Below are 24,016 nucleotides of genomic sequence, written 5' to 3' on the forward strand. Positions count from 1 at the left end.
GAATTACGCCCATTTCTCTGCTGGATTATCAACAGGGGCAGCCGCTCTCAGAACAAGCGATTTCGACGCTTTTGAACACAGTTGACAGGGAGTTGAGATAGGAAGGGAAGAAAGATAGCTACATTGTTATAAATCTATCGAGCGCTGGATGCAGGCCGATTGACCCTGCATACCAGCCGCTCGGGAGACCTCGAAAACTGAATAGGATGTATCGGGATCGCCTGTCGTCTAGCTTTCAGGGGTGATGCTTACAGTGCCTGTAAAGCCATCGACGGTGATCGTCTGGCCGGTGGCGATGGTCTCGGTTGCACCGGGAACGCCGACAACTGCCGGAATGCCGTACTCGCGGGCTACGACAGCTCCGTGTGACATTGGACCGCCCATTTCCATGACCAGCGCACCCGCCGTGAGAAACAGCGGTGTCCAGCCGGGATCGGTTGAGGGAGCTACAAGGATCTCACCCTGCTCAAGGCGGGCGTTGGTCGGGTCCAGGATCACACGTGCTGTGCCGGTAAGGTGGCCGGGCGAAGCCGCGATGCCGTGAAGCGTGATCGTTCCTTGAGCATCAGGCGGGATGGATCGTGCCTCTGGCTCGGTGCCATCCGAGAGTAGAACGCGTGGAACATGTTTCCGGCGCAGCTCGAACGCATAGGTTGCCCGCCGTTCGCGGACTTGCTCGCGAAAGTCCTTTCCTGCAAGGGCCTCATGCACCTCTGGAAGCGTCAGGAAGAAGATGTCTTCGGGGGTTTCCAGGTGATGTATGGCTGCAAGCTCCCTACCAATAGGCCAGAGTTGAGCGCGTGCAAAGGCCAGCAGCGAGACGATAGTGAATTTTGGCAACTCGCGCAAGCCAAGTAGCAGACGCATGCGGTGGAGGGCAAAAGCGACGGCCTTTCCTCTCAGCCAGCTCTTATGGCGGGCGCGACGGATCAGCGTTCTGATCTTCTCTTCGGCTTCTCTGGTGCCTCGCTTGAACTGGATATCGGGGGCCTGTTCCGGTTGTGTGTGTCCGAGAAAGTTTGCCAGAATATCAAAAATGGGTTCAGGCTTTTCGGACCAGCGCGGCAGGCCGGCATCGATCTCAGCGATGCCACGTTGTCCGTACTGGTGAAGGAAGGTCTGAAGCTCGCTTTGTACGAGGTGCGGAAGTGTCCCTTCATGATAGCGTTGGGCCAGCCGGGCGGAGCTCTCATGCAGGAGCAGTTGACGTATCTCATTGTCCCGGGCGAACTTCTGTGCCAGCGTCCAGAGGGTCAGGTCCATCTCGGTCGTGACGTTGAGAGGCAAGCTGCGCATGACCTGTTGCAGCTCGTCAGCGGTGGCAAGCCCTTTCAGCAGTTTGTTTGTCAGCAGCATTGAGAGCATACCCGCGCCGAGAAATGGAATGATGCGCTCGATGTATTGGGGCGTTCTGGCGAAGCAGGCCTCTATGCTGGCGAGCCGTTGGGCTGCGGTCGCATGAAGCGGGTACCTGAAGCGTGCGTTCAAGCTCTGCGAGCAGGGTGGCACGCATCTGTACGGCCTGCTCTGGTCGCAACATTCCCCGCAGGATGCGAGACGGGAGACGAAGTCGTAACAGGATACGAAGCGTGAAGAGCAGCGAGGCGCCGCGTGAGGTGCGCGTGAGTGAGAGCCGCTTGTCCTGCACGAGCTGCTTGAAGATGGGTTGCGTTCGGCTTTCTGCGCTGCCCATCAACGCGATCAGGAGTTGACGGGCAACCACGTTCCTGAGCGGCGTTGTCATATCCAGAAAGAGGCGCATTCCAGCATCTTTGAGAAACGTGGGCTCGGGTGTGGCTGGCGGCATGCCGAGAAAGGTCGCAATCGCTGTGCCTACCCGCTTCAGAAGCGAGCTTCCCAGGGGCGTAAAGGGCCGAAATACGCCCTGTACAACGTTGAGCGAAAAGTACACGCGTAGCTTGTCGTCGCTGTCCGGTGCATCGGCGGGCAGAGGATAGAGCGTGGTAATCGGTCGTGCCTGAAGCAGCCAGAGCTTTCCCTGCACGTCGATAGACCATTCGATGTCCTGCGGTGCTCCGTAATGCTGTTCGACGCGCTGCCCGAGCCGCGCCAGCTCTCTGATCTGTTCATCGCTCACGCAGGCCTCATTCGCTGAAGATAGCGCGACGCGTTCCGTGCCGCCACCTGCTGTGGCGCGGATCTGTAGCTGCTTCTCGCCAATATGGCGCTCAAGAATCCGCCCTGCAAGGGTATCGACGACGAAATGATCGGGGTTGACCGCGCCTGATACCACAGCTTCGCCCAGGCCAGGGCTGGCGTCAATGACGGCCTGTCGACGTTTCCCGGTCAGCGGGTTGGCGGTGAAGAGCACGCCTGCGACCCGAGAATCAATTAACCGTTGCACCACGACGGCAAGCCGCACCGTATGCGGATCAATGCCATTTTTTGCTCGGTAGCTGACCGCTCGCTCAGTCCAGAGGGAAGCCCAACAACGCCGTACGGCATCCAGCACAGCAGCTTCGCCGACGATGTTCAGGTAGGTATCCTGCTGACCGGCAAAGCTGGCAAACGGCAGGTCTTCGGAGGTTGCAGAGGAGCGCACCGCCACCGGCTGCGAGGGGCCAAGCTGTCGATATGCCTGTATGATGGTCTGCTCCAGCTCTTTCGGGATCGGAGCCTCATGAATCCGTGCCCGCATGCGAGCGGCAAGTTCGGCCAGGCGCTCGGGCTCTTTTGTCTGCTCAAGCTCGTCCAGCAGCGGCGCAAGGTCGAGCTGTTGCGTTATCAGCAGGTAGGCATCGGTTGTGATGGTGAAGCCGGGAGGAACCGGAAACCCCGCCCGCGTGAGCTCGCTTAGATTATAGGCTTTCCCGCCAGTACGCTCAATAGAGGAACTGGCTGTAAAAGGAAGAAGTAGCGAATTGGTCATCGTGGCTCCTTTGAAGGTTCGGTTTTTTCTCTCTTAATATAATTGACTGATTAATTAATAATTATAGTATACAACGAGAATGCGCTGTACGTCTACCCTTTCGGATAGGTGCAATGATGCCCTACGCTCGAAAAATATGTTCTATATCTACTATGTATCGCGAAATGTATTTTATTGTTTCCGCTTGAGCCGCTCGATCAGCATGTAAATGCTCCATTGGGTGAGCAAGAAGGGGAGCGGCAGCGCGAGCTATCCTCTTTTTTCTGGGGCTGCTATATAGTTATGATGGATAAAAAGATGAAAAAGAACATTTATTCTGTGGAAATAGACAAAACGCGCCTCTTTATGGTATAAATGTTGATAGGTGTGTGATTGAGCAATGAAACATGGTGCCTTTGTGCTCAGAAATGCTCCTGGGCGGATGGGAGAGATAAAGACATCATTTTGAGCGTTTGTCGTAGCATCAGTTTCTATCCAGTAGAAGAGGCATCGCTTTCATGTGATTTCACGCAAGCAAGAAAGCGTGCCAGGAGGAACAACATGACTTCTTTCAAGCAGGAGCTCATTGAGCCGCGCAGCCTGATCGACCAGTATCAGCGAGTGCGTCGCTTCACTGAGTCCCTTTGTGAGCCGCTTGAGACCGAAGATTATGTGATTCAGTCAATGCCAGATGTGAGCCCGACGAAGTGGCATCTTGCTCATGTCACCTGGTTCTGGGAAACGTTTTTGCTCGCAAGCCGACAGGCGAATTACCGCTCGCTTCATCCCCAATATGCCTACCTTTTTAACTCCTATTACAACTCGCTCGGGCAGCGCCATTGTCGGCCAAAACGAGGCCTGATCTCGCGCCCGACGGTCAAGGAGACCTACGAGTATCGGCGTTATGTAGATGAACATGTGCTGGCTTATCTTCAGCAGCTTGATGAGGCACAAATGGCCGAGCTTGCACCGCTGATCCAGCTTGGCCTGAACCATGAGCAGCAGCATCAGGAATTGATGCTCACTGATATCAAGCATGTGTTTGCCTCGAATCCGCTGTACCCCGCCTACACCGAATACAAGAGGCCAGGCGTGACAGAGGTTCCATCGCTGGCATGGGTCTCGTTTCCGGAAGGGGTGTATGAGATTGGCCACGAGGGCAACGGCTTTGCGTATGACAACGAGGGACCACGCCACAAGCAGTATGTGCAGGCGTTTCAACTGGCCTCACGTCTGGTAACGAACGGGGAGTATCTGGCTTTTATGGAAGATGGTGGCTATGAAAACCCGCTCCTCTGGCTCTCTGAAGGGTGGGCAACCGTGCAGCAAGAGGAATGGCAGGCTCCGTTCTACTGGGAGAAACGCGACGGCCAATGGTGGGCGCTGACGCTCTCGGGGCTGCGCGCGGTTGATCCGGCTGAACCCGTGTGCCATGTGAGTTACTTCGAGGCCGACGCCTACGCTCGTTGGGCGGGCGCACGGCTCCCGACCGAGGCTGAATGGGAAGTCGCGGCGCGTACCGTTCCTGTTACTGGCAATTTTGTGGAGCAGGGGCATTTCCATCCGACTCCGCTGGCGAGCGCACCGCAAGCAGGCACGCTGACGCAGATGTATGGGGATGTATGGGAGTGGACCCAGAGCTCCTATTCGCCGTATCCGGGCTATCGGCCCTCGGCAGGAGCGGTCGGAGAGTATAACGGAAAGTTTATGTGCAATCAATATGTGCTGCGCGGCGGTTCTTGCGCAACCTCGCTCTCACATATCCGCCCGACCTATCGCAACTTCTTCCCGGCAAACGCACAATGGCAATTTATGGGTATTCGACTCGCACGGGAGGTGTAACATTTCTGTACATAGAAGAGGCTCATTGGTGCTCTATGACTTCGAGCCGCGCCTTCAGACCTTTCGTGAAGAGGTCTTGCAGGGGCTTCAGAAGTCACCAAAAGAGCTACCAAGCAAGTACCTGTATGACGAGGAGGGATCGCGCCTGTTCGAGCAAATCTGCGAGCAGGAGGAATATTACCTCACACGTACTGAGATGTCGATTATGCAGGAAAAACTTCCTGAGATGGTTGAGCTTATCGGTCCGCAAGCCCTGCTGATCGAATATGGAAGCGGTAATAGTATGAAGACGCGTATGTTGCTTGAAGCACTGCACGATCCGGCAGGCTATGTGCCGATTGACATCTCGCGTGTCTTCCTGTTGCGGGCTGGAATGGCTCTGGTGGCGGCTTACCCCCAATTGGAGGTACTGCCGGTATGCGCCGATTATACCAGCGAGTTTGAGATCCCGACACCACAAAAGCCGGTTGCTCGTCGTGTTGCCTATTTTCCCGGTTCCACCATCGGCAACTTTGACCCGGAGCCCGCGCGGCACTTCCTGAGCCACGTCGCTCGGGCCTGCCGGGGTGGTGGCCTGCTGATCGGGGTTGATCTAAAGAAGGATTTCAACCTGTTGCATGCCGCATATAACGATCGACAGCAGATCACGGCGCGTTTTAATCGCCATTTGCTGGTGCGTATGAATCGGGAATTGAATGCAAATTTCCAGCTTGATCGTTTTGCCCATTATTCATTCTATAATCCTGGAGAAGGGCGAATCGAAATGCACCTTGTAAGCCTGCAAAATCAGATAGTGCGTATCGGCGATGTGGACATTGAGTTCAAGCGTGGTGAAAGCATCTGGACCGAGAACTCATACAAGTATACCCTTGAAGAGTTCGCTCTGCTGGCCGAGTCAGCGGGTTTCAGGGTCAGGCAGGTCTGGACAGACCCGCAGGAGTGGTTCAGTATTCAATTTCTTGAAGCCGTCTAGCAAGCAGGCCGGGGAGCTTCTGCTTGCCCGGCTTCTTTTCGGTGGGCGAAAGGCGTGTGTATTCCTCGTAAAATGCGCCCGACCCGAAACAGGGGGTGTGCAGTGAAAGAGGTCAATGATGCTGATTGGCCGCTTGCTCCCCTTTTCAGTCAGGAAGGGAAAGCGGCGCACCAAGCACGACAACTTGTCGCTCTATGGTGTTTTGCCAGAGGCGCACTTCGTGCGTTTGCGCATGAATTGCTCCCAGTGGATCCTTCTCACCAGGCCTGTGGAGCCCGATCCAGACATTCCCCTGTTCCGCCAGAAAGGCGATTTCCCAGGGCACAGTAAAGCGGGCAATGATTCGCTGCCCTTCTGAAACCAGACGCATTCCGTTACTCTATCCTCCACAATGCTGATAGAAATTCCCGATTCTCCCTTTTTCTCTGCACCTTATAGTATAAACCATAAGCTTGAGAGGTGCGAATACCTTCACCTGTCCAAAAGACCAGAAAATGCTAATTGGCTGATACAAGCATCCAGGGGAGCGCTCTATAGTGGTGGTAGATATTGGATTTGAATCATAGGAGGAATGAAAAATGAAAGAAGCGCCGATGATGGTGCTAGAGCAATATACAGGCCGGTCGAGAGCGAGTGCAGTATCCGGGAACAAGCAGGTGCCGCTGTGCTTGCTGGACGGGCAACGCAGGCTGTTCTGACTCAACCAGCACATCCACAGCTTGAGATGCTGGAAATCATATGCAACAGAAGCCCGAATCAGAACAATACGGATCCGCTCAGGCGAATAGCGCGTTCGCCTGTTCCTGTTGAAGCGCACGAGAGAAGCGGCCTGTCGTGAAAGAGGTGGAAAAATACCCGACATGCCGATTGTGAACGACAAAATGCCGCTTCTCATCCCTGCTTTGCCCGCTTTATTGTGCGGGCGTGCCGAAGAAGGTATGATACCATGTTCGGACAGAACCTCGTGCGCGAGGCCCCAGAAGGGTACGTACGTCCTCCAGGGTCAGTTTTGGATTGCTGCGCAGGAGCGCGTGAACCCGCTGCCTACCGGTCGGCTGCCAGTAGCGAGTACGCTCCACGATCCAACTTGGATATCTTTTCTGCTTCATGATTGTTTCCTCTAGTCTGTTCCTTATGATATCCATTGTAGCGCATGAGGTACCTTTTGTCACGGGGGCAATACCGTTTTTCTCATGAAAATAGGGATTCTGCTTTCTCGTTTCTGGGTCTCAGGGAGGCTCTCAGTTATAGGAGTCCGGTGCCTTCTTGAGAGACTTCCACTGTTGCCCGTCATGCCCAAAAATAACCAGTCGTACCTGTTCACGCTCCACCAAATCAAGGAGTTTTTGCGTACTGGCTCGCAACTGGTCTTCGTTGTCGTCAAGAGGCCACTTAGGCCGGTCGGGAACAAACAGGCGCTGTAATGAGACGGCATCAATAGTAAGCAGGACGGGGCCCGTTTGTGGCAGACGTACAAGTACTGATTGATGCCCGTAGGCGTGTCCGCTGGTTTCAAGCAGCGTCAAACCGGGGAGCAGTTCTGTATCGCCATCAATGAGCCGATAGCGCAGCGCTGGATGATCCCAGTGCGCGCGGGCCGGGGCGTAGCGCTCGTGGCCGCTTTTCGCCTGCTCGTAGTGCTTGCGCTGGACGATACATTCTGCCCGGGTAAAAGCATCATGGTAGCCTGCATGATCTACATCAAAATGCGTACAGATAAGTATGTCGATGTCTTCGGGCTGTATACCTAAATCGGCTAATTGGAGCAGTACATTTCTCTCTTCCTCGACCGGCATATGTTGCAAATACTCGGGAGGAAGCCCGCTGTCAATCAGAATGCGCTTGCCATCTATGGTTTCGAGCAGATAGCAGACGGCGTTTGCAATACCCGAGAAGTGGGAGCCGGTGACAACCTGCAAGAGATAGAGACGCTGAATTGCGGTTGTGTTCATGTTCGTCTTCCTTTCTGATCTTTCTCCTCTGTGAGACTGTAGAAAGTATACCTGAAGCAGGACAGAAATGCTGTGAGATGCTTTATAGACAGCGAGACGAAATTCTGCTATGGTTGGGTATAGAAAAAGAAGAAAGCGCGTTCTGCCTGTACGCCTGCTATGAGCCTCTCTCATAAGAGAAATTTCTAGCGCCTCCGATATAAAGAATGGTCGATAGTGGGTCAGGTTGCCTGCCCCCTCATTCTATAGTAAGTTCATTGTTCGGATAGATTTTCTCCAGGTCGTTTGCTGCTTTGTGTACATCGATTCGTTCATATACCCCTTGACAAACTTACAACGTAAGATTATACTCTGTTTATAAACTTACATCGTAAAATAAAAAGGGGTAGAATAATGAATTACGGGCAAAACGAACAGGTTGTCATGGGCATGTTTCAGGCTATCAATGATCGTCAGCTTGATCGTCTGACAGATTATATTGCGTCTGATGTGATCGACTATAACAAGATCATTTTCGGTGAAGCCGATGAGCCTGGAGCCGCCTTTGATGGGATACGACAGCAGTTGGCCGCCTTCAATCCTTATCATATAGACGTGGAAGAGCTGATTGCGAAAAATGATCGGGTAGTTGCGCGGATTATCCAGCGTGGGGTACATTCAGGGTTTCATCCTCGCATGCCGGAGCCCACATATCGCAGCTTTACAGTTGAAATCATGTTGCTGTTCACGCTGAAGGATGGGAAAATCTCGGAAATACGGGGGGTAAGTGATCGGCTCGGCCTCTTCTTCCAACTGGGCTGGAAATGGCCTGAAGTCGATTAGCTGCGGTAGGAAGCCCTGTTGTGGCCCGAGAGCGCTGGACTTCGGCAGGTTTTTCAGGTAGTATCAAAGCAGAGGAAGGTGAGTGTGATGCCTGTCACGACGATCATCAGTGATATTGCCGGGGTCCTGTTGCTCAAGCGACCCGCGTGGGAGGCCGTGCGACGCCAATGGGAGCAACATGCCAGGCTGAAAGAGGGCGAGATCATGCGGGCGCTCTTCACAACAGAACTGGATGAGGCGGCTATCTTTGGTCGCGTGTCGCAGGAAGCGCTTGTTCAGCAGGCGAGCGCCCGGGTCGGGATTGATCTCACAGTATTTGTAGAGGAGATATGATTTGCACCTCCATCACGAACTGGCGACGTTTTTGCATAGTCTGCGTCCGCGCTACAAAGTGGCTTTGCTCAGCAATGCCTGGTCGGAGGCGAGAAGCGACTTCAACCGTCTGTTCCACCTGGATCGCTTTGTTGATCTTCAGATCTTTTCTGCTGAGGAAGGGCTTGCCAAACCGGATGAGCGCATCTACCGTCTGGCCTTAACGCGGCTTGGAGTGGCTCCTGAAGAGACGCTTTTTCTTGATGATCGGCTTGAAAACATACTGGCCGCGCAACGATGAGGAATTCTGGTGCTTCATTTTGACGAGAACCGCTCAGGTATTTCTGAAATACAGCGTTTCCTCAAGCCCTTGTCCTGATCTGCGTTGCTAGCAGCCAGCCGGGCAAAACCGGGGAAAAGGAGAGTAGAGAATACATTGCCGTTTCATGTATACTATAATCAGCAGAGAGAAGCAGAACATGTTCTTTAGCAAGAGAAGAGTGGAGATGCCCGGATGAATTCTTGCAAAAATGGATCGCGCTGTATCTATACTGTAACCGTGCCGACACCGCGGCGTGCTCGGTCTCATCATCATGTGATTAAAAGGAACGAGAGCTATATACAGCGGCTGGTAGAGGCCTATCAGTGGACGTATGGGGGTGAATATCAGGGGGAACACACGGCAGCGGAACCACCCTTTTTTTTCCCGCATGATATCCTGCTGATGTCGCTGAAGACGGCTGCTGACATGGGTATCAGGAGTAGCGACGATTTTTATGGTGGGCTGGTTCCTGAGCCATTTCTTGCAACAAAAGTGATCATGCATCCGCTGGTTTCTGCTCATGCACAGCGGCCTCGGGGCTGGTCTGATCAGTTTGCTGAAAGCAGGCGTGAGGCCGTCCCGGTAGGTTTTGCGGCTTTCAGTAAGGAAGATGCGCGTGAGGCCGGTCGGTTGCTTCTGGCCGAGGCTGGCGCGGTGCGAGCGAAAGATCCCACGCGTGCAAGTGGCAGGGGACAGACAGTGATACGCTCACTTGCTGAGCTGGAAGCGCTGCTTGCGCGGCTTGATGATGAGAAGCTGGCATGTAATGGCTACATTTTTGAGCGGAATTTGTTGCAGGCCAGAACGTTGTGTGTTGGAATGAGTCGTATAAATGGTGATATAATTAGTTATTACGGGAAACAGAGGCAGATAGAGGATAAAGAGACACAAGAAGTCGAGTATGGTGGAACCGATCTGGTGGCGGTTCGTGGTGAATACGAGGAGCTGGCGCGACTCCTGCCCTTTGACGAGTACTTGCAGCAAGCCATCAAGCAGGTCGCGGCGTTTCATCGCGCCTTGAGCCTGTACGAAGAAATAGTAGTTTCACGCATGAACGTTGATGTCGTGCAGGGGTATGATGAGAAAAGCGGGCAGTGGTTCTCTATTCTGACAGATCCATCTTTTAGAGCTGGTGGTGCGCCTGATCTGGTGGCGCTTGCAGAGCTGAGAAAACATCAACATGTGAGGAAAGTTGTGGTTTCGGGCTATAATACCTATTACCAGGAGAACGAGGAACCGCCTGTTATCCCCACTGGAGCAACCATCCATTTCCATGGCAAAGATGAAGCGTTTCTCCCGGAGAAGTATATGTTGATTTATTCAAAGGTTGAGCGCCTGCTTCTTTAGTGGAAAAGCCCGATACGGCTGCTTGTTGCGATACTTTTGCGACCATTTCGCGATAGATATGCGACAGCGTGAGGGTAATATTGGACCAGAAGATAACGAAGTCGGAGGTCCAATATGCAGGCAGACGTATCGATGGAAGGAAGGACACCACGTTTCTGGGGACTGGTGCAGGCGGAACTGATGAAGCTCTATAAGCAACCGCTGATCTGGGTGGCGGCGCTTGTCGTGCTCGCTGCGATTGCCGGGATGAACTTTCTTGCATTGATGAATTATTCCTCTTCTCCGGATCTAGCGGAAAATCCGGCACATCAGGCAGCATTGTTCTGGAAGTTTCAAATGAGCTTTCTGATCGGGTTGCGCATGTTTGGTGGTGCCTTTCTGATGTTCGCCACTGCTTACCTGATTGGTATGGAGTACCAGCACAGCACGATTCGCGTGCTGATCGGGCGGGGCGTGAACAAGCTTGCTCTACTGTATGCGAAGGGAATTGCGCTGCTGCTGGTGGCGCTGGTGGTGCTGGTAGGGGGCCTGCTGGCTCACGCGCTTGGTTCGTTGCTGGTGGCGCTGCTGGTGACGGGCAATCTAAATGTACTAAAGGCGGTAGATAGCGGGCTTCTTAGCGATGTGGGTCTGTACGCTTTGACGCTCGTGATGAGCGAGGTGGTGACGGTTATCATGACGATGGGGGTGACAGTGCTTGGTCGTTCGCTGGCATTCGGCATGACTGCTGCTTTTAGCTGGTTTGCCGTTGATAATATGCTCCCCTCGTTTCTCTCGCTTGCGGCCAGTTTCACGCATAATGCCTTTTTTGTGGATGTGCAGCAATATCTTCTTGGGCCCGCAATCAATATTCTGCCCAAAAAGCTGATCGGTGACAAAATACGGGTTGCTTTTGGTCCACAGGAGGCGAATCTGCCGTTTGCGGGTTTGCTGGGCGTTATCGCTGTCTACACGGTTGTTTTCCTGGTGGTGGCGACAGTGCTGATGGCGAGACGCGATGTCCATGAATAGGAGAGCCAGTACATTCCTGACTCTCCTGCTTGCTTACGCGGGCTTCCAGAGCGCCGGGACGTTGGGTGGCTCCCAACCGGGCAACGCGGTGTGAGCCTGAAGACAGATGTATGTCACGCCATTATAGAGGACGCGATCACCCACTTTATACGCGGTTCCCGCCTGCCAGGTTGTTTGAGGCGTGCTGGTAGGCGTCACTGTCTGGGTGGGTGTTGGGGTTGTGGTTTTGGTCGGTGTGGGTGTGGTCGGTGTGCCGCCGCCCCCGCCGTAGCTTCCAAAGATCTGCGAGAAGGCGAACGGGCTTTGCTGGACGCCGCTACACGTGGGCGAAAGCTGGCCCGTGCTGGAGCAGGCTCGATCCCGGGCAATTGACCAGAAGGAGAGCATGCCGAGCTGCTTCTGTTGGGCGAACGAGACCAGTTCCTGGGCGTCCTGAGTGGTGAAAATCTCCGAGCGATCATCGTTCACGCCAATCATAGGAGTGACGCCAATTTTTGCCCAGGACATCCCGGGAATAATGCTCTGTAGCTGCGAATAGGTGCTATTTGCGGCATCAATGGCAGCTTGCCCCATATCGGTCGTACCGTTGTAGTAGTCCATCGCCATGACGTTTACGATGTTGATATCAACACCGTTCTGCACGGCATTCTTCAGCATATCAAGGCCGTATTGCGTCAGACCGGAGGGCATGACGGGTAGGGTGAAGGAGATCTTCAAGCCGGGATTGGCGCGTTGTAGTGCGGCAATTGCTTTGTTCCGCAGGTCGTTCTTATCAGCGTAACCGAGCGCGCCGCCCTCAATATCAAAGTCGAGATGGGTGAAGTGATACTGGTCAATGACGGCCTGATACTGCGCCTGAAGCGCGCTCACGGATGGACAGACGAGCGCCAGTTCAACGCCGCTTGCGCCTCCAAAAGAGGCGATAACATCTCCTCCTGCATTTCGGACCGTAGAGACAATCGACTGTACCGGCTCGTAGGTGAGTGGCAAGCCAGCCCACGAGGCTTTACAGTTGCCTCCATCGATGACGAAAGCAAGCGTATAGAAGCGAGAGCCGCCATTCTGGATCGCTTCGGCAATCGGGGGCGAGAGCGTGACATCCGCATAGGGGGCCGTGTATCTGGCCGGAATGCCCTGTGCATGCGCGTCCTTGCTTTGCCAGAGAACCAGGCTTACAGTCACGATCATCAGCATGACCGCGCAGATGCCTGGAAGAAGAAACGTCCGTTGTTTCATCTGCTTGTGCTCCTTTTGTTGCGCAATCCCTCGCGCAACGAGAATCAACACTGGCTTCTGTTGAATGAGTGAGGTAAAGGGGCAAACGAGCTCATTACAAGTTACTATAAAATGAAAAACTCTATTTGTCAAGACATCTATACCACTCTTCTAAAGAAGCCTGCTGTTTGAGCTGAGGAAGCGAAGGAGAGAAGCTATTTTCCAAGCAAGCAGCAAAACATCTATTTTCTGGTGATATATGATAGGAAGAATGGTATAGAAGCCTTTTCCTTCCAGACTACTTGAGTTACAATAGTGATGTAGAATAGATTTTCGAGGGGATAAGTTGAGAGTAGCTCTTCTTCTATCCAGGGAGCTGATTTTTTGATTCGTTATTTGCGAATTGACATATGCTTTCACTTTATTTTAAGATGTCATATATACTTATTTTATCCAACTTTCTGGGGGAAAAAAGCGAACTGATAGAAGAAAAGAACGGCCCAAATGTTCAGACTTTTTCTCTGAAACGTTTTGTAGATAGATATTTGTAGCCTGTGGCTTATTTCATTCCTGGAGGATTTTTCAATGAAGAAAGCGCCGTTTGCTCCTCCCGATCTCAGAATTGCAGGGCTGTTCATTTGTTTTCTGGTCCTTGTTCCCTTACTGGCCGCCTGTGGGTCTTCGGGAAATGGTACGACCACGCTGGTTGTCTGGACGGTTGAGGCGAACCGGCTGGCCAAGTCCGGTCAGGAGGGAGTCTATGCGCACTATCTGGTGGACCAGTTCCAGAAAGAGCATCCAAATGTAAAGGTAAAGCTGGAGGATCATGGATGGGACGAAGAGCTTCGGCAGAATTTGACCACGGCCTTGCTCGGTGGAACTGCTCCTGATGTGGTGATTGGTGAGTCGTTTTTTCGGCAGTTTGCGGCCTTGAATGCGCTGCTTCCGCTTGAGAATGAGCTTGGTGACCTGAAGAACGATGTGGTCCCTGCAACCTATGAGGGAAGCATGTATCAGGGGCACATCTATACGCTTTCGGCGTATACGGGCGTTTTCGGACTTGAACGCAACTGTGAGGTAGTGAAAAAGGCTGGCTTCGATTGTGACAAGCCTCCTCAAACGTGGGATGAGTTGCTGAAGCAGGCTCAAACAATCACGCAGAAAGAGCAGCCCAACCATTACGGCTACACGTTACAGGGGCCCGCTGGCTTCTCTATCGGGGCGGTGTTGCGCCTCTCAGTCTATCTGGCACAGGCTGGAGCCTCGCTATGCAAGGATGATTGTAGCAAACCCTGGTTTGACAACCCGAAAGCGGTTCCGGTATACGAGTTCATTCGCAAACTGAACAAGACAACCCCGCCGGGTCTGACCTTTAACTCCGATGAAGGTCAGCTCTACATGCAGCTTCATAAGGGCAAGACCGCCTATCAGATCGGAGGGAGCTGGCATGTTGCTGCCTCGAAAACAAACGGCTGTGGCGATTGTCGCTATAGTCCGGTACCGATTCCTCAGGGAGGCAAGAATGCAAGCGTGCTGGTGGCTGATGTGCAGTATGCGGCTCTGAAACAGAGTAAAAACCCGGATCTGGCAAAGGCGTTTGTGCGCTTTATCGCGCGGGATGATACGCAGCTCAAGGCGTACGAAGAGCGACAAACGCTCCCGACTAACAAGAAGGCACTCCAGAAATTGCGCTCGCAGGTTGATCCCGCAACGCAACAATTTATTGATACGCTGCTCAACAGTGAACTGCATTCCCTGCCCCAATGGACGAAGAATCCACAGAAGGTGTGGAGCGCCTACAACGATATGTTAACGAAGCTGCTGACAACGGATGCCCCCGTTCCTCAGTTGCTCTCTGATGCGCAGAAAGCAGCGGAGCAGGCGGTGCAATAGGGCTGTGGAGGATGTTTTATGGATGTTCCAACGAAGGCTTCGGTGAAAGAGGATGCGTCGACGATGCCGTCGCGCCGGTCAAGCTGGCGCGTGCGGCACCGACAGAGCCTCTTCGCCTGGGCTGTCCTTACCCCTCTGCTGGTCTACTACTGCATCTTTAATGTGATTCCGGTCATTCTGAATCTGGTTGTCAGCTTTGCCGAGTGGAGCGGGTTTGGCGAGATACAATGGGTCGGCCTGCGGAACTATATCGCATATTTTACCGATCCTGCCTATCTGCTGATGCTGGTGAATACCGCCGTGTTTGCGCTGGTGATTCTGGCAATTCAAACGCCGCTTGCATTTCTGGTGGCCCTGTTGCTCAATCAGCAGGTGCTGGCGCGGGGGCTGCATCGCTCGCTCTGGTATGTGCCCACGCTCACCTCGGCTGCGGTCATGTCGCAGGTGGCCTCGCTCTTCATCGATCCATACGGGGGAATGCTCACTGAGCTGACAAAAGCGCTCGGGCTCTCGCCGCTCGTCTGGACGACGGACGCGACCTTTATGCGCGTGTTTATTATCGTCTTTTCAATCTGGCGCGGGCTTGGCAACCCGGTCGTCCTGTTTCTGGCGGGTTTGCAGGGGATCGCGGTCGAGCTTTATGAGGCTGCTCGCGTGGATGGCGCGTCGGGCTGGAACGTTTTGCGCTATATCACTCTTCCCTTGATGCGCCCCATGATCGCTTTTGTGCTTGTAACCAGCACGATTGGTGGCTTTCAGATCTTTGAGGCGGTCTATATCATCTCGAAGGGGGGCCCGCTCAATCAGACGAACGTGATGCTGGTGCAGATCTACAACGATGCCTTTGCGAACGGTAATTTCGGCATGGCGAGCGCGGGGGCAACGATTCTCATGCTGATTCTGCTTGGCTTCAGTATCCTGAACATCCGCTTATTGCAGCGAGGCTAATGAAGGAGGAAAGGATGAAGGCTGTTCAGCAGCTATCGCCGCGGAAAATCTGGGGCCAGACGCTTGCTCAGCTTGTGCTGATTGCAGGCAGTATCTTTATGGCGTTTCCACTGGTCTATCAGCTTGTCGCCTCGTTCTGTACACAGCAGGCGTTTTTGCACAGCGGTTGGTTTCCGATTCCCGATTCGCTCTACCTGGGAAATTATGTGCAGGCGTTTGTGGCGCTGCAAACGGGCAATCTGCTTGTCTGGATTTTCAATACGCTGGTGCGAATCGTCTGGTATATTCTGGTGCCAGGTGTTGTGGCGGTTCTGGGAGGCTATATCTTCTCGCGGCTTCAGTGGCGGGGGCGCGAGGCGATGTTTGTGGTACTGCTGGCCTCGATGATCGTTCCCTCGATCGTTTATATGTTGCCACAGTATCTGTTGCTTGCGCGCTGGCCTCTGGCGGGCGGGAATGATATTGTTGGGCAGGGTGGGCATGGCTTTATTAACGATTGGCCTGCGTTGCTGTTGCCCAATCTGGTGAACGCTTACTATATCTTCCTGTTGCGTCAGACGTTCTATTCGATTCCCTCTGACTATGAGGATGCAGCGCGGGTCGATGGCGCGAACACGCTTCAAGTGCTCTGGCATGTTTATCTGCCAATGCTCAAGCCCGCGTTGACCGTGCTGGTCATTTTTCAGAGTATGCATATCTGGAATGACTATATCTGGCCGCTTGCGACGGTTGGCGGAAACGCTGATCTCTGGACCATCTCCGTTGGCGTGCAGCGCGCGATGACGATGGTTTCCGATGAGCATAGCCATATGTTGAACTATCCGCTGGCGTTCACCCTGGCGACACTGACGACGATTCCGATTGTTCTGTTGTTCCTGTTCTTGCAGCGCTACTTTAAAGAAGGTGTACAGGGAATGGGATTGAAAGGCTGATGAGGGAGGCATCTACTGGCCCTCGATGGAGAGCCGGTAGACGCCTTGCATGCTGTTACGGGTGGTATTGCGGCAGGCCGTTCGCCTGTCGATAGAGCTGAAAGAAGTGGTCGCCACGAACCGCAACATAGTTTGCGCCAAGTGCCTGCGTAATTTTCAGTGCGTCTCTGGCGGGGATGGTATCCCAGGCGGAGAGCTGCACCGAGATGAATAGCGGCGACGTGCCGTCCCAGTTCGCCGAATCCTGCTTGATCGCTTCAATGGTGCGATCTACGTTGACCTCGTGCACGCGCAGGGAGACAGGAAGGCCGGCGACGGTGCTGGTTTTGCCGTGACTGTCGTAGTTGTAGAAGACACCAGGCGGGTTCATGTAGTCTTTGTAGGCCCGGGCGATCGCATCGGAGGGGCTATATTGCGTGTCCAGCACATCAACGGTGGTGATGCCCAGTTCCTTCAGGTAGCGCCGCGAGTGCTCGAAATAGACAGCAAGATTGCTCTTCGGCCACTCGGACGGGTTAAAGTAGCCCATGCCCGACGGGCCAGCGATCAACTGATCATTCGGGGTTGCCGTCGTCTGGTAGTAGTTCAGGATGAGTGGCGAGGCGTCACGGAGCAGGGGCGAAATGGTCCAGTTGAGAGGCACCTTACCGCGATTGGGATCATTCCAGAGCTCGTACATGTGATGCTCGTTATACTGGAGATTATCGCCATCGCTCGCAACATAGGTGAGGTAGATCTTGTTTTCCAGGTTTGGTGTGGCAGGCGTGGCGGGTGGCTGGTTCGCGCGAGGGATGCCAGAATGCACGGTGAGATTGGTGAACCAATCGGCTGCCAGGGTGTAGATGCCGTGCCGCGAGAGCATGCGCACGCCGTCGGGCTCGCTATCGAACCAACCGAGATATGGCGTTCCGGGCTGGACCTGCGAGGCGATCTGCTCGAAAAGCCTGGCTTCGCTCGGCCGGTTGGCTGAGAGCCAGAAGACCATAGCACGGTTCGCGACGACATAATCGCGTAGATTGCCAAACGGTTTCCCGATATCGGAGGTGTGTTCGGGCTTGATGCCGGTCGCCGAGATCTTATACTCGTTCCACATGTCAAGCGAGATGGTAAGCTGTCTGGTATCGGCAGGCGGCGTGAAGCGATAGACGAAGTAGCTTGTCCCGTCCGCGAAGCGATGCTGATCGGTCGGGCCATACGAGCAAGAGGAGCTATCGTGATCGAAGACGTACTGTTCCTCGTCGTCGCTACAGGGGATGAAATGGGCGATCACCTGACCATCTGCTTTGACCGTGACTTCGTGCACCGAAGGGCCCCAACCGCCCTGTGGGAAGGAGTCTTGCAGGCGAACGTAAATCGATTCGTTGCCCAGGAAGTTGGACAGATCGATGTCATACACCTTATGATTTGAGCCGTTTGTGATCTCGTTGGTTTCCTCGGCAACGACCTGGAAATGCTTCCAGTTGTCCTCTGGAATCGAGCTGGCTGCCGTCGGGGCCAGACCAAAGAGCAGGCGATGGTTCGCTTGTGGCCAGAGGTTTGCGATCTCCCAGTTGACGACCTCAAGCCGGGTTTTGAAGCGCCCGCGTAGATCCTCAAGGATGGGGAGTTTGTACGGTGCGGCGGTCAATTTTGCGACCATATCAGGGTGAACGACAATACCCGTTTTGATACCTGCGAGCGTAGTGGCGGCGTTGATGGTATCGGGAGTATCGGGGTCATAAATAATGATACCTCTGATCTCATGCGTATATTTGCTGATCAGTTTCCAGGGATCGGTGTACGTAGTAAGGGGGAGTTTCGACTTTTCCAGCCATGTGGTTGCTCCCTCACGCGCGTTGTGTTCGATCAGATAGATGCGCGGTCGCTCCCGGTTGATGTTGCCTTCGAGTGTGGCAAGTGTCAATTGCATCTCGGCTGATTGCTCGCCCATATCGATCACATCCAGGTGCCCTGGCCGGGCGAACGTCGGGAGTTGTTGACCAGCGGGCCAACTGATTCCTTTCTGGTTGGCATCTGGTGCTGCAGGGGAAGCAAATGCAGTTGGTGTATGTATTATGCTCATCAGCGTGCAGAGGGTAAGCAGGGAGACGATACAGAGGCTTACCTTTGGCCGCTTCCAGACAGTGTGTACCATTGGGTCCCTCCTGATGTGCATCACTGCAAAAGAGATCAGATCGATAGCGCGTTCTTGCGCTCCGCCATAAAGAGGCAGCTCGTGCGCCTGCATGGTTGATATAGCTGAAGACCTCCTTGCTGGTAGGTATTCATCAAATGATAGAGAAAAGTAGATACCGTCGAATGGGCCCTGCAAAGGGATTTTACCATGCATAAGCTCTCCTGGAAGGTGCAAGAGTACAGGAATGAAAGGGCAAGCTCTAAGGGAAATAATACCATAGAAAGGAACGTTTTGTACAGTTGTTTTATGGAATGTTCACTGTGAAAGGGGATTATTGTATAGACATATAGAGATATTGAGCCGACATTGGTCCATGCTTGCTGAGCGTGTGTGCGAGGCATCTACCTGCCCTCAATCGAGAGCCGGTAGACGCCTGTGCACGAGCGAGTCTACTTCGATTTCAGCAGGCTATTTGGGTAAGCCGTTTGCCTGGCGCACGAGCTGGAAGAAGTGGTCACCGCGAACCGGCACGAATTTCGAGCCAAGCTGCTGTGTGAGGTAGACCACATCAGAGGGGGTCGTTTCCCAGGCGATCAACTGCACCGAGATGAACAGTGGAGACGTGCCATCCCAGTTCGCGGCTGCTTGCTGGATATCGGCCAGGATTCGATCTCGGGTGAGATCGTGGATCTGCACCGAAACGGGGAGCCCTTCGACAACGCTTGTCGTGCTTTTGGTGTCATACATGTAGAAGGCACCGTTCACGCCCATATTCTTCTTATACGCCTGGGCGACGCGCGTGTTGACATTGCCGCTATCGAGCACCGCAATCGTGGTCAGGCCGGTTTGCCGAAGGTATTGCTTTGTGTGCTCAAAGTAGGTGGGAAGCTCGTCCTGCGGCCACTCGGTTGGATAGAAATAGCCCATGCCCGAGGGTCCGGAAATCAAGACGTCGTTCGCGGTGGCCGTGCGCTGGTAGTAGTCCAGAATGAGCGGCGAGGCGTCACGGAGCAGGGGTGAGATCGTCCAGCTAATGGGCACCTTGCCTCGATCTGGGTTGTTCCAGAGCTTATACATGTAGCGCTCGTTATACTGGAGATTGTCGCCGTCGCTCATCACATACGAGACATAGATCTTGTTCTCCAGCTTCGGCGTGGCTGGCACGGCGGGAGGCTGCATCGAGCGTCGCGTGCCTGAATGTACGGTGAGATTGGTGAACACATCTGCTGCGACCACATAGACGCCATGTTTTGATAGCATATGCACACCGGCAGGCTCGATATCGAACCAGCCGAGGTAAGGTGTTTCGGGCTGAACCTGCGAGGCAAGCTGCTCGAACAGGCGCGACTCGGTGGGATTCACGGTCGAGAGCCAGAAGACCATAGCGCGGTTTGCGACGGCATAATCGCGCAAAGCACCATAAGGCCGCCCGACGTCAGAGGTCTGCTGTGGCTTGATGCCGGTCGCCGAAACCTTGAACTCGTTCCACATGTCGAATGAGACAACGAGCTGTTTCGTACCAGCAGGCGGCGCAAAGCGATAGACGAAATAGCTTGTTGCATCAGCAAAGCGATGCTGGTTATTCGGGTCATACAGGCATGAAGAGCTATCGTGATCGAAGACGTATTGTGCTTCCTCATCGCTACAAGGCGTGAATTGCGCGATCACCTGGCCATCTGCCTTCACTGTCACCTGATGGACCGCGGGCCCCCATCCACCCTGAGGGAAAGAGTCCTGAAGGCGCACGTAGACGGCCTCGTTGCCCAGGAAGTTGGACAGATCGATGTCGTAGACTTTGCGGTTCGAGCTATCCATAATCTCGCGAGTCTCTTGCGCGACAACCTGGAAGTCTTTCCAGTTGTCTTCGGGAACGCCAACGCCGAGTGTGGGGCTGAGGCCAACCAGCATGCGGTGTGAAGCCTGGGGCCACAGGTTCGCGATCTGCCAGTTGATGACATCCAATTTGGTCTTAAACTTCCCGCGTAGATCCTCAAGAATAGGGAGTGTATACGGTGAGGTGGTTAGTTTTGCGACCATATCAGGGTGAACGACGATCCCTGTTTTGATACCTGCCAGCGTGGTTGCAGCATTGATGGTATCGGGAACTGTTGGATCATAAATAATGATGCCCTTGATCTCGCTCTTATACTTTTTGATGAGATACCAGGCGTCATTGTACAGCGTATAGGGGATACCAGAGTGCTTGAGCCAGGTGTATTTTCCCTCATCTGAATTGTCCTCAAGCAGGTAGAGTCGGGGTTTGGTCCGGTTGACATTGCCTTCGAGCGTGGAGAGTGTCAGATCCATTTCGTAGGATTGCTTGCCCATGTCAATCGCGTCCAGGTGGGTTGCTTGAGCGAACGTAGGAAGTGCCTGTCCTTCGGGCCAGCTTATACCTTGAGGCTTTGCTGTCGCTGCGGACGCGGATTGAGGTTCCAGGAAGCTGACGAGCGTGCAGAGAGTAAGCAGGGAGGCGATAAGAAGGCTTATTACGCCGGGCCGCTTCCAGGTGGTTTGTGTCATTGGGTCCCTCCTGATGTGCGTCACTGCAAAAGGCCTGGATAAGAACGTCTGTCCTGATCCAGCATAACATGGAAAAAGAGGCGAAACATGCACCTTGTTATCGGAGCGGGTCAGCCCTTTTTCTGACAAAAGGCTTTGCAGAACAACCATGTGCTGAAAGCGCGTCCATTGCGCTTCCATCGGGTGTGAACTTCTGCAAAGGTTGTAAGAGCACATATTTCTTTTGGCGTGAAAGAACATGCTCTCCGTGACATATTACCATATAATTCGGTACTTTGTACAGGTGAATGCTAGACATATGTGGCCGCTCTTTGTCTATACATATATGGACATTGAACGAACATGCAGATCAGGAGGCAAGAAAAAAGGCGCCCGCAGACTCCCGGAGAGAGCCTGTAGACGCCTTCTACCGTGTTATCGGGTCGGAGGTAGGCCGTTTGCTTGACGGAAAAGCTGGAAGAAATGATCTCCGCGAACCGTCACGAAATTCGAGCCGAGCTGTTGTGTGAAATAGACCACGTCGGACGGGGTGCTATCCCAGGCCACAAGCTGGACCGAGAGGAACAGGGGCGATTTGCCATCCCAGTTCGCCGCATTCTGCTTGATCCGTTCCAGAATCTTTTCTCTGGTTGTATCGCGAATCTGTACCGAGACTGGAAGCCCTTCGATGACGCTTGTCTTGCCCTGCGAGGAGGCATTAAAGAAGAGTCCCTGAATGCCCATACTCTGGTTATAGGTTTGCGCAACAAAGGGCGAAATATCCTGCTGCACATCCAGCGTATAGACCGTATCAAGGCCAGTCTTTTTCAGGTACTGCTTCGAGTGCTCGAAGTAGGTCGCAAGCTCTTCGCGCGGCCATTGGGAGGGATAGAAGTAGCCCATGCCTGAAGGCCCGGTAACCAGCACGTCGTTTGGTGTGGCAGTGCGCTGGTAGTAGTTCAGGATGAGCGGCGAGCCCTCCATGAGAAGCGGCGATGTGGACCATGTGATAGGCACCTTGCCGCGATTGGGATCATTCCAGAGCATGCGCATGTGGTGCTCGTTATACTGGAAGTTGTCGCCCTCGCTCATTACAAAGGTGACATAGATTTTGTTTTCCAGCGGCGGAGCGGCAGGCACTTTGGGAGCCTGAATGGGGCGCTGAATGCCTGAGTGCACGGTGAGGTTAGAGAACCAGTCGGCAGCAATCACGTAGACGCTATGGTTCGACATAATGCGGACGCCATCGGCCTCGCTATCGAACCAACCGAGATACGGCGTTTCAGGCTCGACTTTGGAGGCAATTTCGTCGAGCAGTTGTGCTTCATCGCTGAGCTTGGACGAGAGCCAGAAGACCATAGCCTTGTTTGCAACCGCATAGTCGCGCAGGTAGCCATAGGGCACGCGGGTATCAGAGGTGACGCGAGGCCGTACACTGGACGCCGACACTTTGTACTGATTCCACATGTCAACCGAAACGATCAGTTGCTTGGTTCCGGCAGGCGGCGCGAAGCGATAGACAAAGTAGCGTTTCCCATCAGCGAAGCGATGCTGATTTTTCGGATCATATTTGCAGGCTGAGCGGCCATGATCAAACACATACTGCTCTTCGGCGTCGGTGCAGGGGATGAATTGCGCGATCACCTTGCCATCGGCCTTGACCGTCACCTGATGGACGGCAGCGCCCCACCCGCCGATCTGGAAGGCGTCCTCAAAGCGCAGATAAACGGCCTCGTTGCCCAGGAATTTGGACACGTCGAGGTCGTAGACTTTGCGGTTCGAGCTGTCCATAATCTCGCGGGTTTCCTCGGCGATCACCTGAAAGTCCTTCCAGTTGTCCTCGGGGACCATGATGCCGGTCATTGGATCGAGCCCGATAAGCATGCGATGTGTGGTTTGAGGCCACAGGTTTGTCATCTGCCAGTTGATCACGTCTAGCTTGCCTGTGAAGCGGCCTCGCAGGTCCTCGAGGATGGGGAGCTTCAGCGGAGGCGTGGTCAGTTTGGCGACCAGATCAGGATGAGCAACGATGCCTGTGCGTAGCCCTGCGAGCGTGGTCGCGGCATTGATGGTATCGGGAACATTCGGATCGTAAATAATGATCCCCTTGAGTTCATTCTTGTATTTGTTGATGAGTTGCCAGGGATCTTGATACATCTTGTAGGGGACGCCAGTTTCCTGAAGCCAGGTATATTTTCCGTCATCCACCATATGTTCAATCAGGTAGATTCTGGGTCGTTCGCGATTGACAATGCCTTGCAGCGTGGCAAGGAGCATGCTCATCTCACCTGTCTCATGTTCCAGGTCGATAACGTCCAGATGGTTTGGTTGCGCAAATGTGGGAAGTTCCTGGTTTTCGGGCCAGCTTATGCCTTTTGTGTTTGCATGTTGTGATGTTGTTGCTGCAAATGTAGACTCTGGTTGCATAAATCCCGCCAATAGGCAAATGGTGAATAGAGAGACGATAAAGAGGCGTAACCTGCGCTGTTTCCATACAGCATGTGTCATATGGTTCCCTCCTACACGCGGCGCTACAAGATATCCGATATAACCCTTCATAACCACCACTCCACTTGATATCTGGGCTTTGTGGGCAGCCTGTGCCCGTTCTGATGAATGCTTACGTGCCATTTCACGGCGAAGAGGCTATACGCCTCATGGTGGAAACAATGTCAGCCCCCCTTTCTGACAGACGTTGAAGCAGTGAGAAACGCGCTGTTGTTGCTGGAAATGTGCGGGCGCCTGCTCAGGCGCATTTTTCTGAAAGCTGCAAGAGTACAATTTCTATTCTTAAAATGAAGAGTAAGTTCTATCGTAGAGAATACCATAAAAATTGATTTTTTGCATGAAGTTTTCTTAACATAATGCTATGCATATTTATCATATTTTTATTTGTATGGATGTGCGGAAGCAGAGGGAAATGCTGGTAAGAAAAAGGAAGGAGAAAAATGGATCAAGAG

Annotated in this window: 20 protein-coding genes; 11 read left to right on the plus strand and 9 right to left on the minus strand. The window is 53.6% G+C overall.

What is annotated here, in order from left to right; genetic code table 11:
• Positions 1 to 228: 228 nt before the first annotated feature.
• Together KTH_RS07990 and KTH_RS07995 are read right to left on the minus strand one after the other, a co-directional pair.
• A complete protein-coding gene (locus tag KTH_RS07990) occupies positions 229 to 1,365 on the minus strand; it encodes a PEP-utilizing enzyme (protein WP_211326208.1) in 1,137 nt (378 codons plus the stop codon).
• Positions 1,313 to 2,890: a PEP/pyruvate-binding domain-containing protein gene (locus tag KTH_RS07995; RefSeq protein WP_211326209.1), complete on the minus strand. Its 1,578-nt coding sequence runs from the start codon at positions 2,888 to 2,890 to the stop codon at positions 1,313 to 1,315. The genes KTH_RS07990 and KTH_RS07995 overlap by 53 nt, the downstream gene beginning before the upstream one ends.
• Before the next feature lie 540 nt (positions 2,891 to 3,430).
• Between KTH_RS07995 and egtB the strand changes: the two genes are divergently transcribed.
• Positions 3,431 to 4,711 (plus strand): ergothioneine biosynthesis protein EgtB, encoded by a 1,281-nt coding sequence (gene egtB / locus KTH_RS08000; RefSeq protein WP_111323686.1) that lies wholly within the window; start codon positions 3,431 to 3,433, stop codon positions 4,709 to 4,711.
• A gap of 28 nt (positions 4,712 to 4,739) precedes the next feature.
• Positions 4,740 to 5,684, plus strand: coding sequence for an L-histidine N(alpha)-methyltransferase (egtD, locus tag KTH_RS08005; RefSeq protein WP_170142676.1), 945 nt, complete (start codon positions 4,740 to 4,742; stop codon positions 5,682 to 5,684).
• A 145-nt stretch (positions 5,685 to 5,829) separates the two neighbouring features.
• Here egtD and KTH_RS08010 read toward each other — a convergent pair whose 3' ends face one another.
• Positions 5,830 to 6,054 carry a hypothetical protein gene (locus tag KTH_RS08010; protein WP_111323688.1) on the minus strand — a complete coding sequence of 75 codons (225 nt, stop codon included), beginning with the start codon at positions 6,052 to 6,054 and terminating at the stop codon, positions 5,830 to 5,832.
• Between the two features lie 201 nt (positions 6,055 to 6,255).
• On the opposite strand from KTH_RS08010, the gene KTH_RS08015 reads away from it, so the two are divergent.
• Complete coding sequence (locus KTH_RS08015; RefSeq protein ID WP_137686418.1) at positions 6,256 to 6,522, plus strand: hypothetical protein; 267 nt, start codon at positions 6,256 to 6,258, stop codon at positions 6,520 to 6,522.
• 73 nt (positions 6,523 to 6,595) lie between these two features.
• Here the strand turns inward: KTH_RS08015 and KTH_RS08020 are convergent, their stop codons facing one another.
• Complete coding sequence (locus KTH_RS08020; protein ID WP_111323689.1) at positions 6,596 to 6,793, minus strand: hypothetical protein; 198 nt, start codon at positions 6,791 to 6,793, stop codon at positions 6,596 to 6,598.
• Between the two features lie 132 nt (positions 6,794 to 6,925).
• Positions 6,926 to 7,636 carry an N-acyl homoserine lactonase family protein gene (locus tag KTH_RS08025; protein ID WP_111323690.1) on the minus strand — a complete coding sequence of 237 codons (711 nt, stop codon included), beginning with the start codon at positions 7,634 to 7,636 and terminating at the stop codon, positions 6,926 to 6,928.
• 393 nt (positions 7,637 to 8,029) lie between these two features.
• Here KTH_RS08025 and KTH_RS08030 point away from each other — a divergent pair, with 393 nt between their 5' ends.
• The 5 genes from KTH_RS08030 to KTH_RS08050 all read left to right on the plus strand — a co-directional run bounded on the left by KTH_RS08030 (position 8,030) and on the right by KTH_RS08050 (position 11,450).
• A complete protein-coding gene (locus KTH_RS08030) occupies positions 8,030 to 8,458 on the plus strand; it encodes an ester cyclase (RefSeq protein WP_111323691.1) in 429 nt (142 codons plus the stop codon).
• 84 nt (positions 8,459 to 8,542) lie between these two features.
• The gene (locus tag KTH_RS08035; protein WP_137686419.1) at positions 8,543 to 8,791 is read left to right on the plus strand and encodes a hypothetical protein; all 249 of its coding nucleotides are present in this window, start codon (positions 8,543 to 8,545) and stop codon (positions 8,789 to 8,791) included.
• 1 nt (position 8,792) lies between these two features.
• On the plus strand, positions 8,793 to 9,071 hold the full coding sequence (locus tag KTH_RS08040) for an HAD-IA family hydrolase (protein WP_111323693.1): 279 nt from the start codon (positions 8,793 to 8,795) through the stop codon (positions 9,069 to 9,071).
• Positions 9,072 to 9,284: 213 nt separating this feature from the next.
• Positions 9,285 to 10,439 (plus strand): DUF3182 family protein, encoded by a 1,155-nt coding sequence (locus KTH_RS08045; RefSeq protein ID WP_111323694.1) that lies wholly within the window; start codon positions 9,285 to 9,287, stop codon positions 10,437 to 10,439.
• A gap of 132 nt (positions 10,440 to 10,571) precedes the next feature.
• Positions 10,572 to 11,450 (plus strand): ABC transporter permease, encoded by an 879-nt coding sequence (locus KTH_RS08050; RefSeq protein WP_497617706.1) that lies wholly within the window; start codon positions 10,572 to 10,574, stop codon positions 11,448 to 11,450.
• Between the two features lie 33 nt (positions 11,451 to 11,483).
• Here the strand turns inward: KTH_RS08050 and KTH_RS08055 are convergent, their stop codons facing one another.
• A complete protein-coding gene (locus KTH_RS08055) occupies positions 11,484 to 12,686 on the minus strand; it encodes a carbohydrate-binding protein (RefSeq protein ID WP_111323696.1) in 1,203 nt (400 codons plus the stop codon).
• A 564-nt stretch (positions 12,687 to 13,250) separates the two neighbouring features.
• On the opposite strand from KTH_RS08055, the gene KTH_RS08060 reads away from it, so the two are divergent.
• Genes KTH_RS08060 through KTH_RS08070 form a run of 3 tightly spaced genes read left to right on the plus strand, consistent with a single transcriptional unit; the run spans position 13,251 to position 16,438 of the window.
• Positions 13,251 to 14,558 carry an ABC transporter substrate-binding protein gene (locus KTH_RS08060; RefSeq protein ID WP_111323697.1) on the plus strand — a complete coding sequence of 436 codons (1,308 nt, stop codon included), beginning with the start codon at positions 13,251 to 13,253 and terminating at the stop codon, positions 14,556 to 14,558.
• Positions 14,559 to 14,576: 18 nt separating this feature from the next.
• Positions 14,577 to 15,506, plus strand: coding sequence for a carbohydrate ABC transporter permease (locus KTH_RS08065; RefSeq protein WP_111323698.1), 930 nt, complete (start codon positions 14,577 to 14,579; stop codon positions 15,504 to 15,506).
• Between the two features lie 14 nt (positions 15,507 to 15,520).
• Entirely contained in the window at positions 15,521 to 16,438 is a 918-nt protein-coding gene (locus KTH_RS08070) for a carbohydrate ABC transporter permease (protein ID WP_170142682.1), read from the plus strand.
• Positions 16,439 to 16,493: 55 nt separating this feature from the next.
• Here the strand turns inward: KTH_RS08070 and KTH_RS08075 are convergent, their stop codons facing one another.
• The 3 genes from KTH_RS08075 to KTH_RS08085 all read right to left on the minus strand — a co-directional run bounded on the left by KTH_RS08075 (position 16,494) and on the right by KTH_RS08085 (position 23,564).
• On the minus strand, positions 16,494 to 18,572 hold the full coding sequence (locus KTH_RS08075) for a GxGYxYP domain-containing protein (RefSeq protein ID WP_111323820.1): 2,079 nt from the start codon (positions 18,570 to 18,572) through the stop codon (positions 16,494 to 16,496).
• 450 nt (positions 18,573 to 19,022) lie between these two features.
• Positions 19,023 to 21,077, minus strand: a complete 2,055-nt coding sequence (locus KTH_RS08080) for a GxGYxYP domain-containing protein (RefSeq protein WP_497617712.1) — start codon at positions 21,075 to 21,077, stop codon at positions 19,023 to 19,025.
• 414 nt (positions 21,078 to 21,491) lie between these two features.
• Positions 21,492 to 23,564 (minus strand): GxGYxYP domain-containing protein, encoded by a 2,073-nt coding sequence (locus tag KTH_RS08085; RefSeq protein WP_497617715.1) that lies wholly within the window; start codon positions 23,562 to 23,564, stop codon positions 21,492 to 21,494.
• Positions 23,565 to 24,016 lie beyond the last annotated feature (452 nt).

The sequence above is a fragment of the Thermosporothrix sp. COM3 genome, from assembly GCF_059696735.1.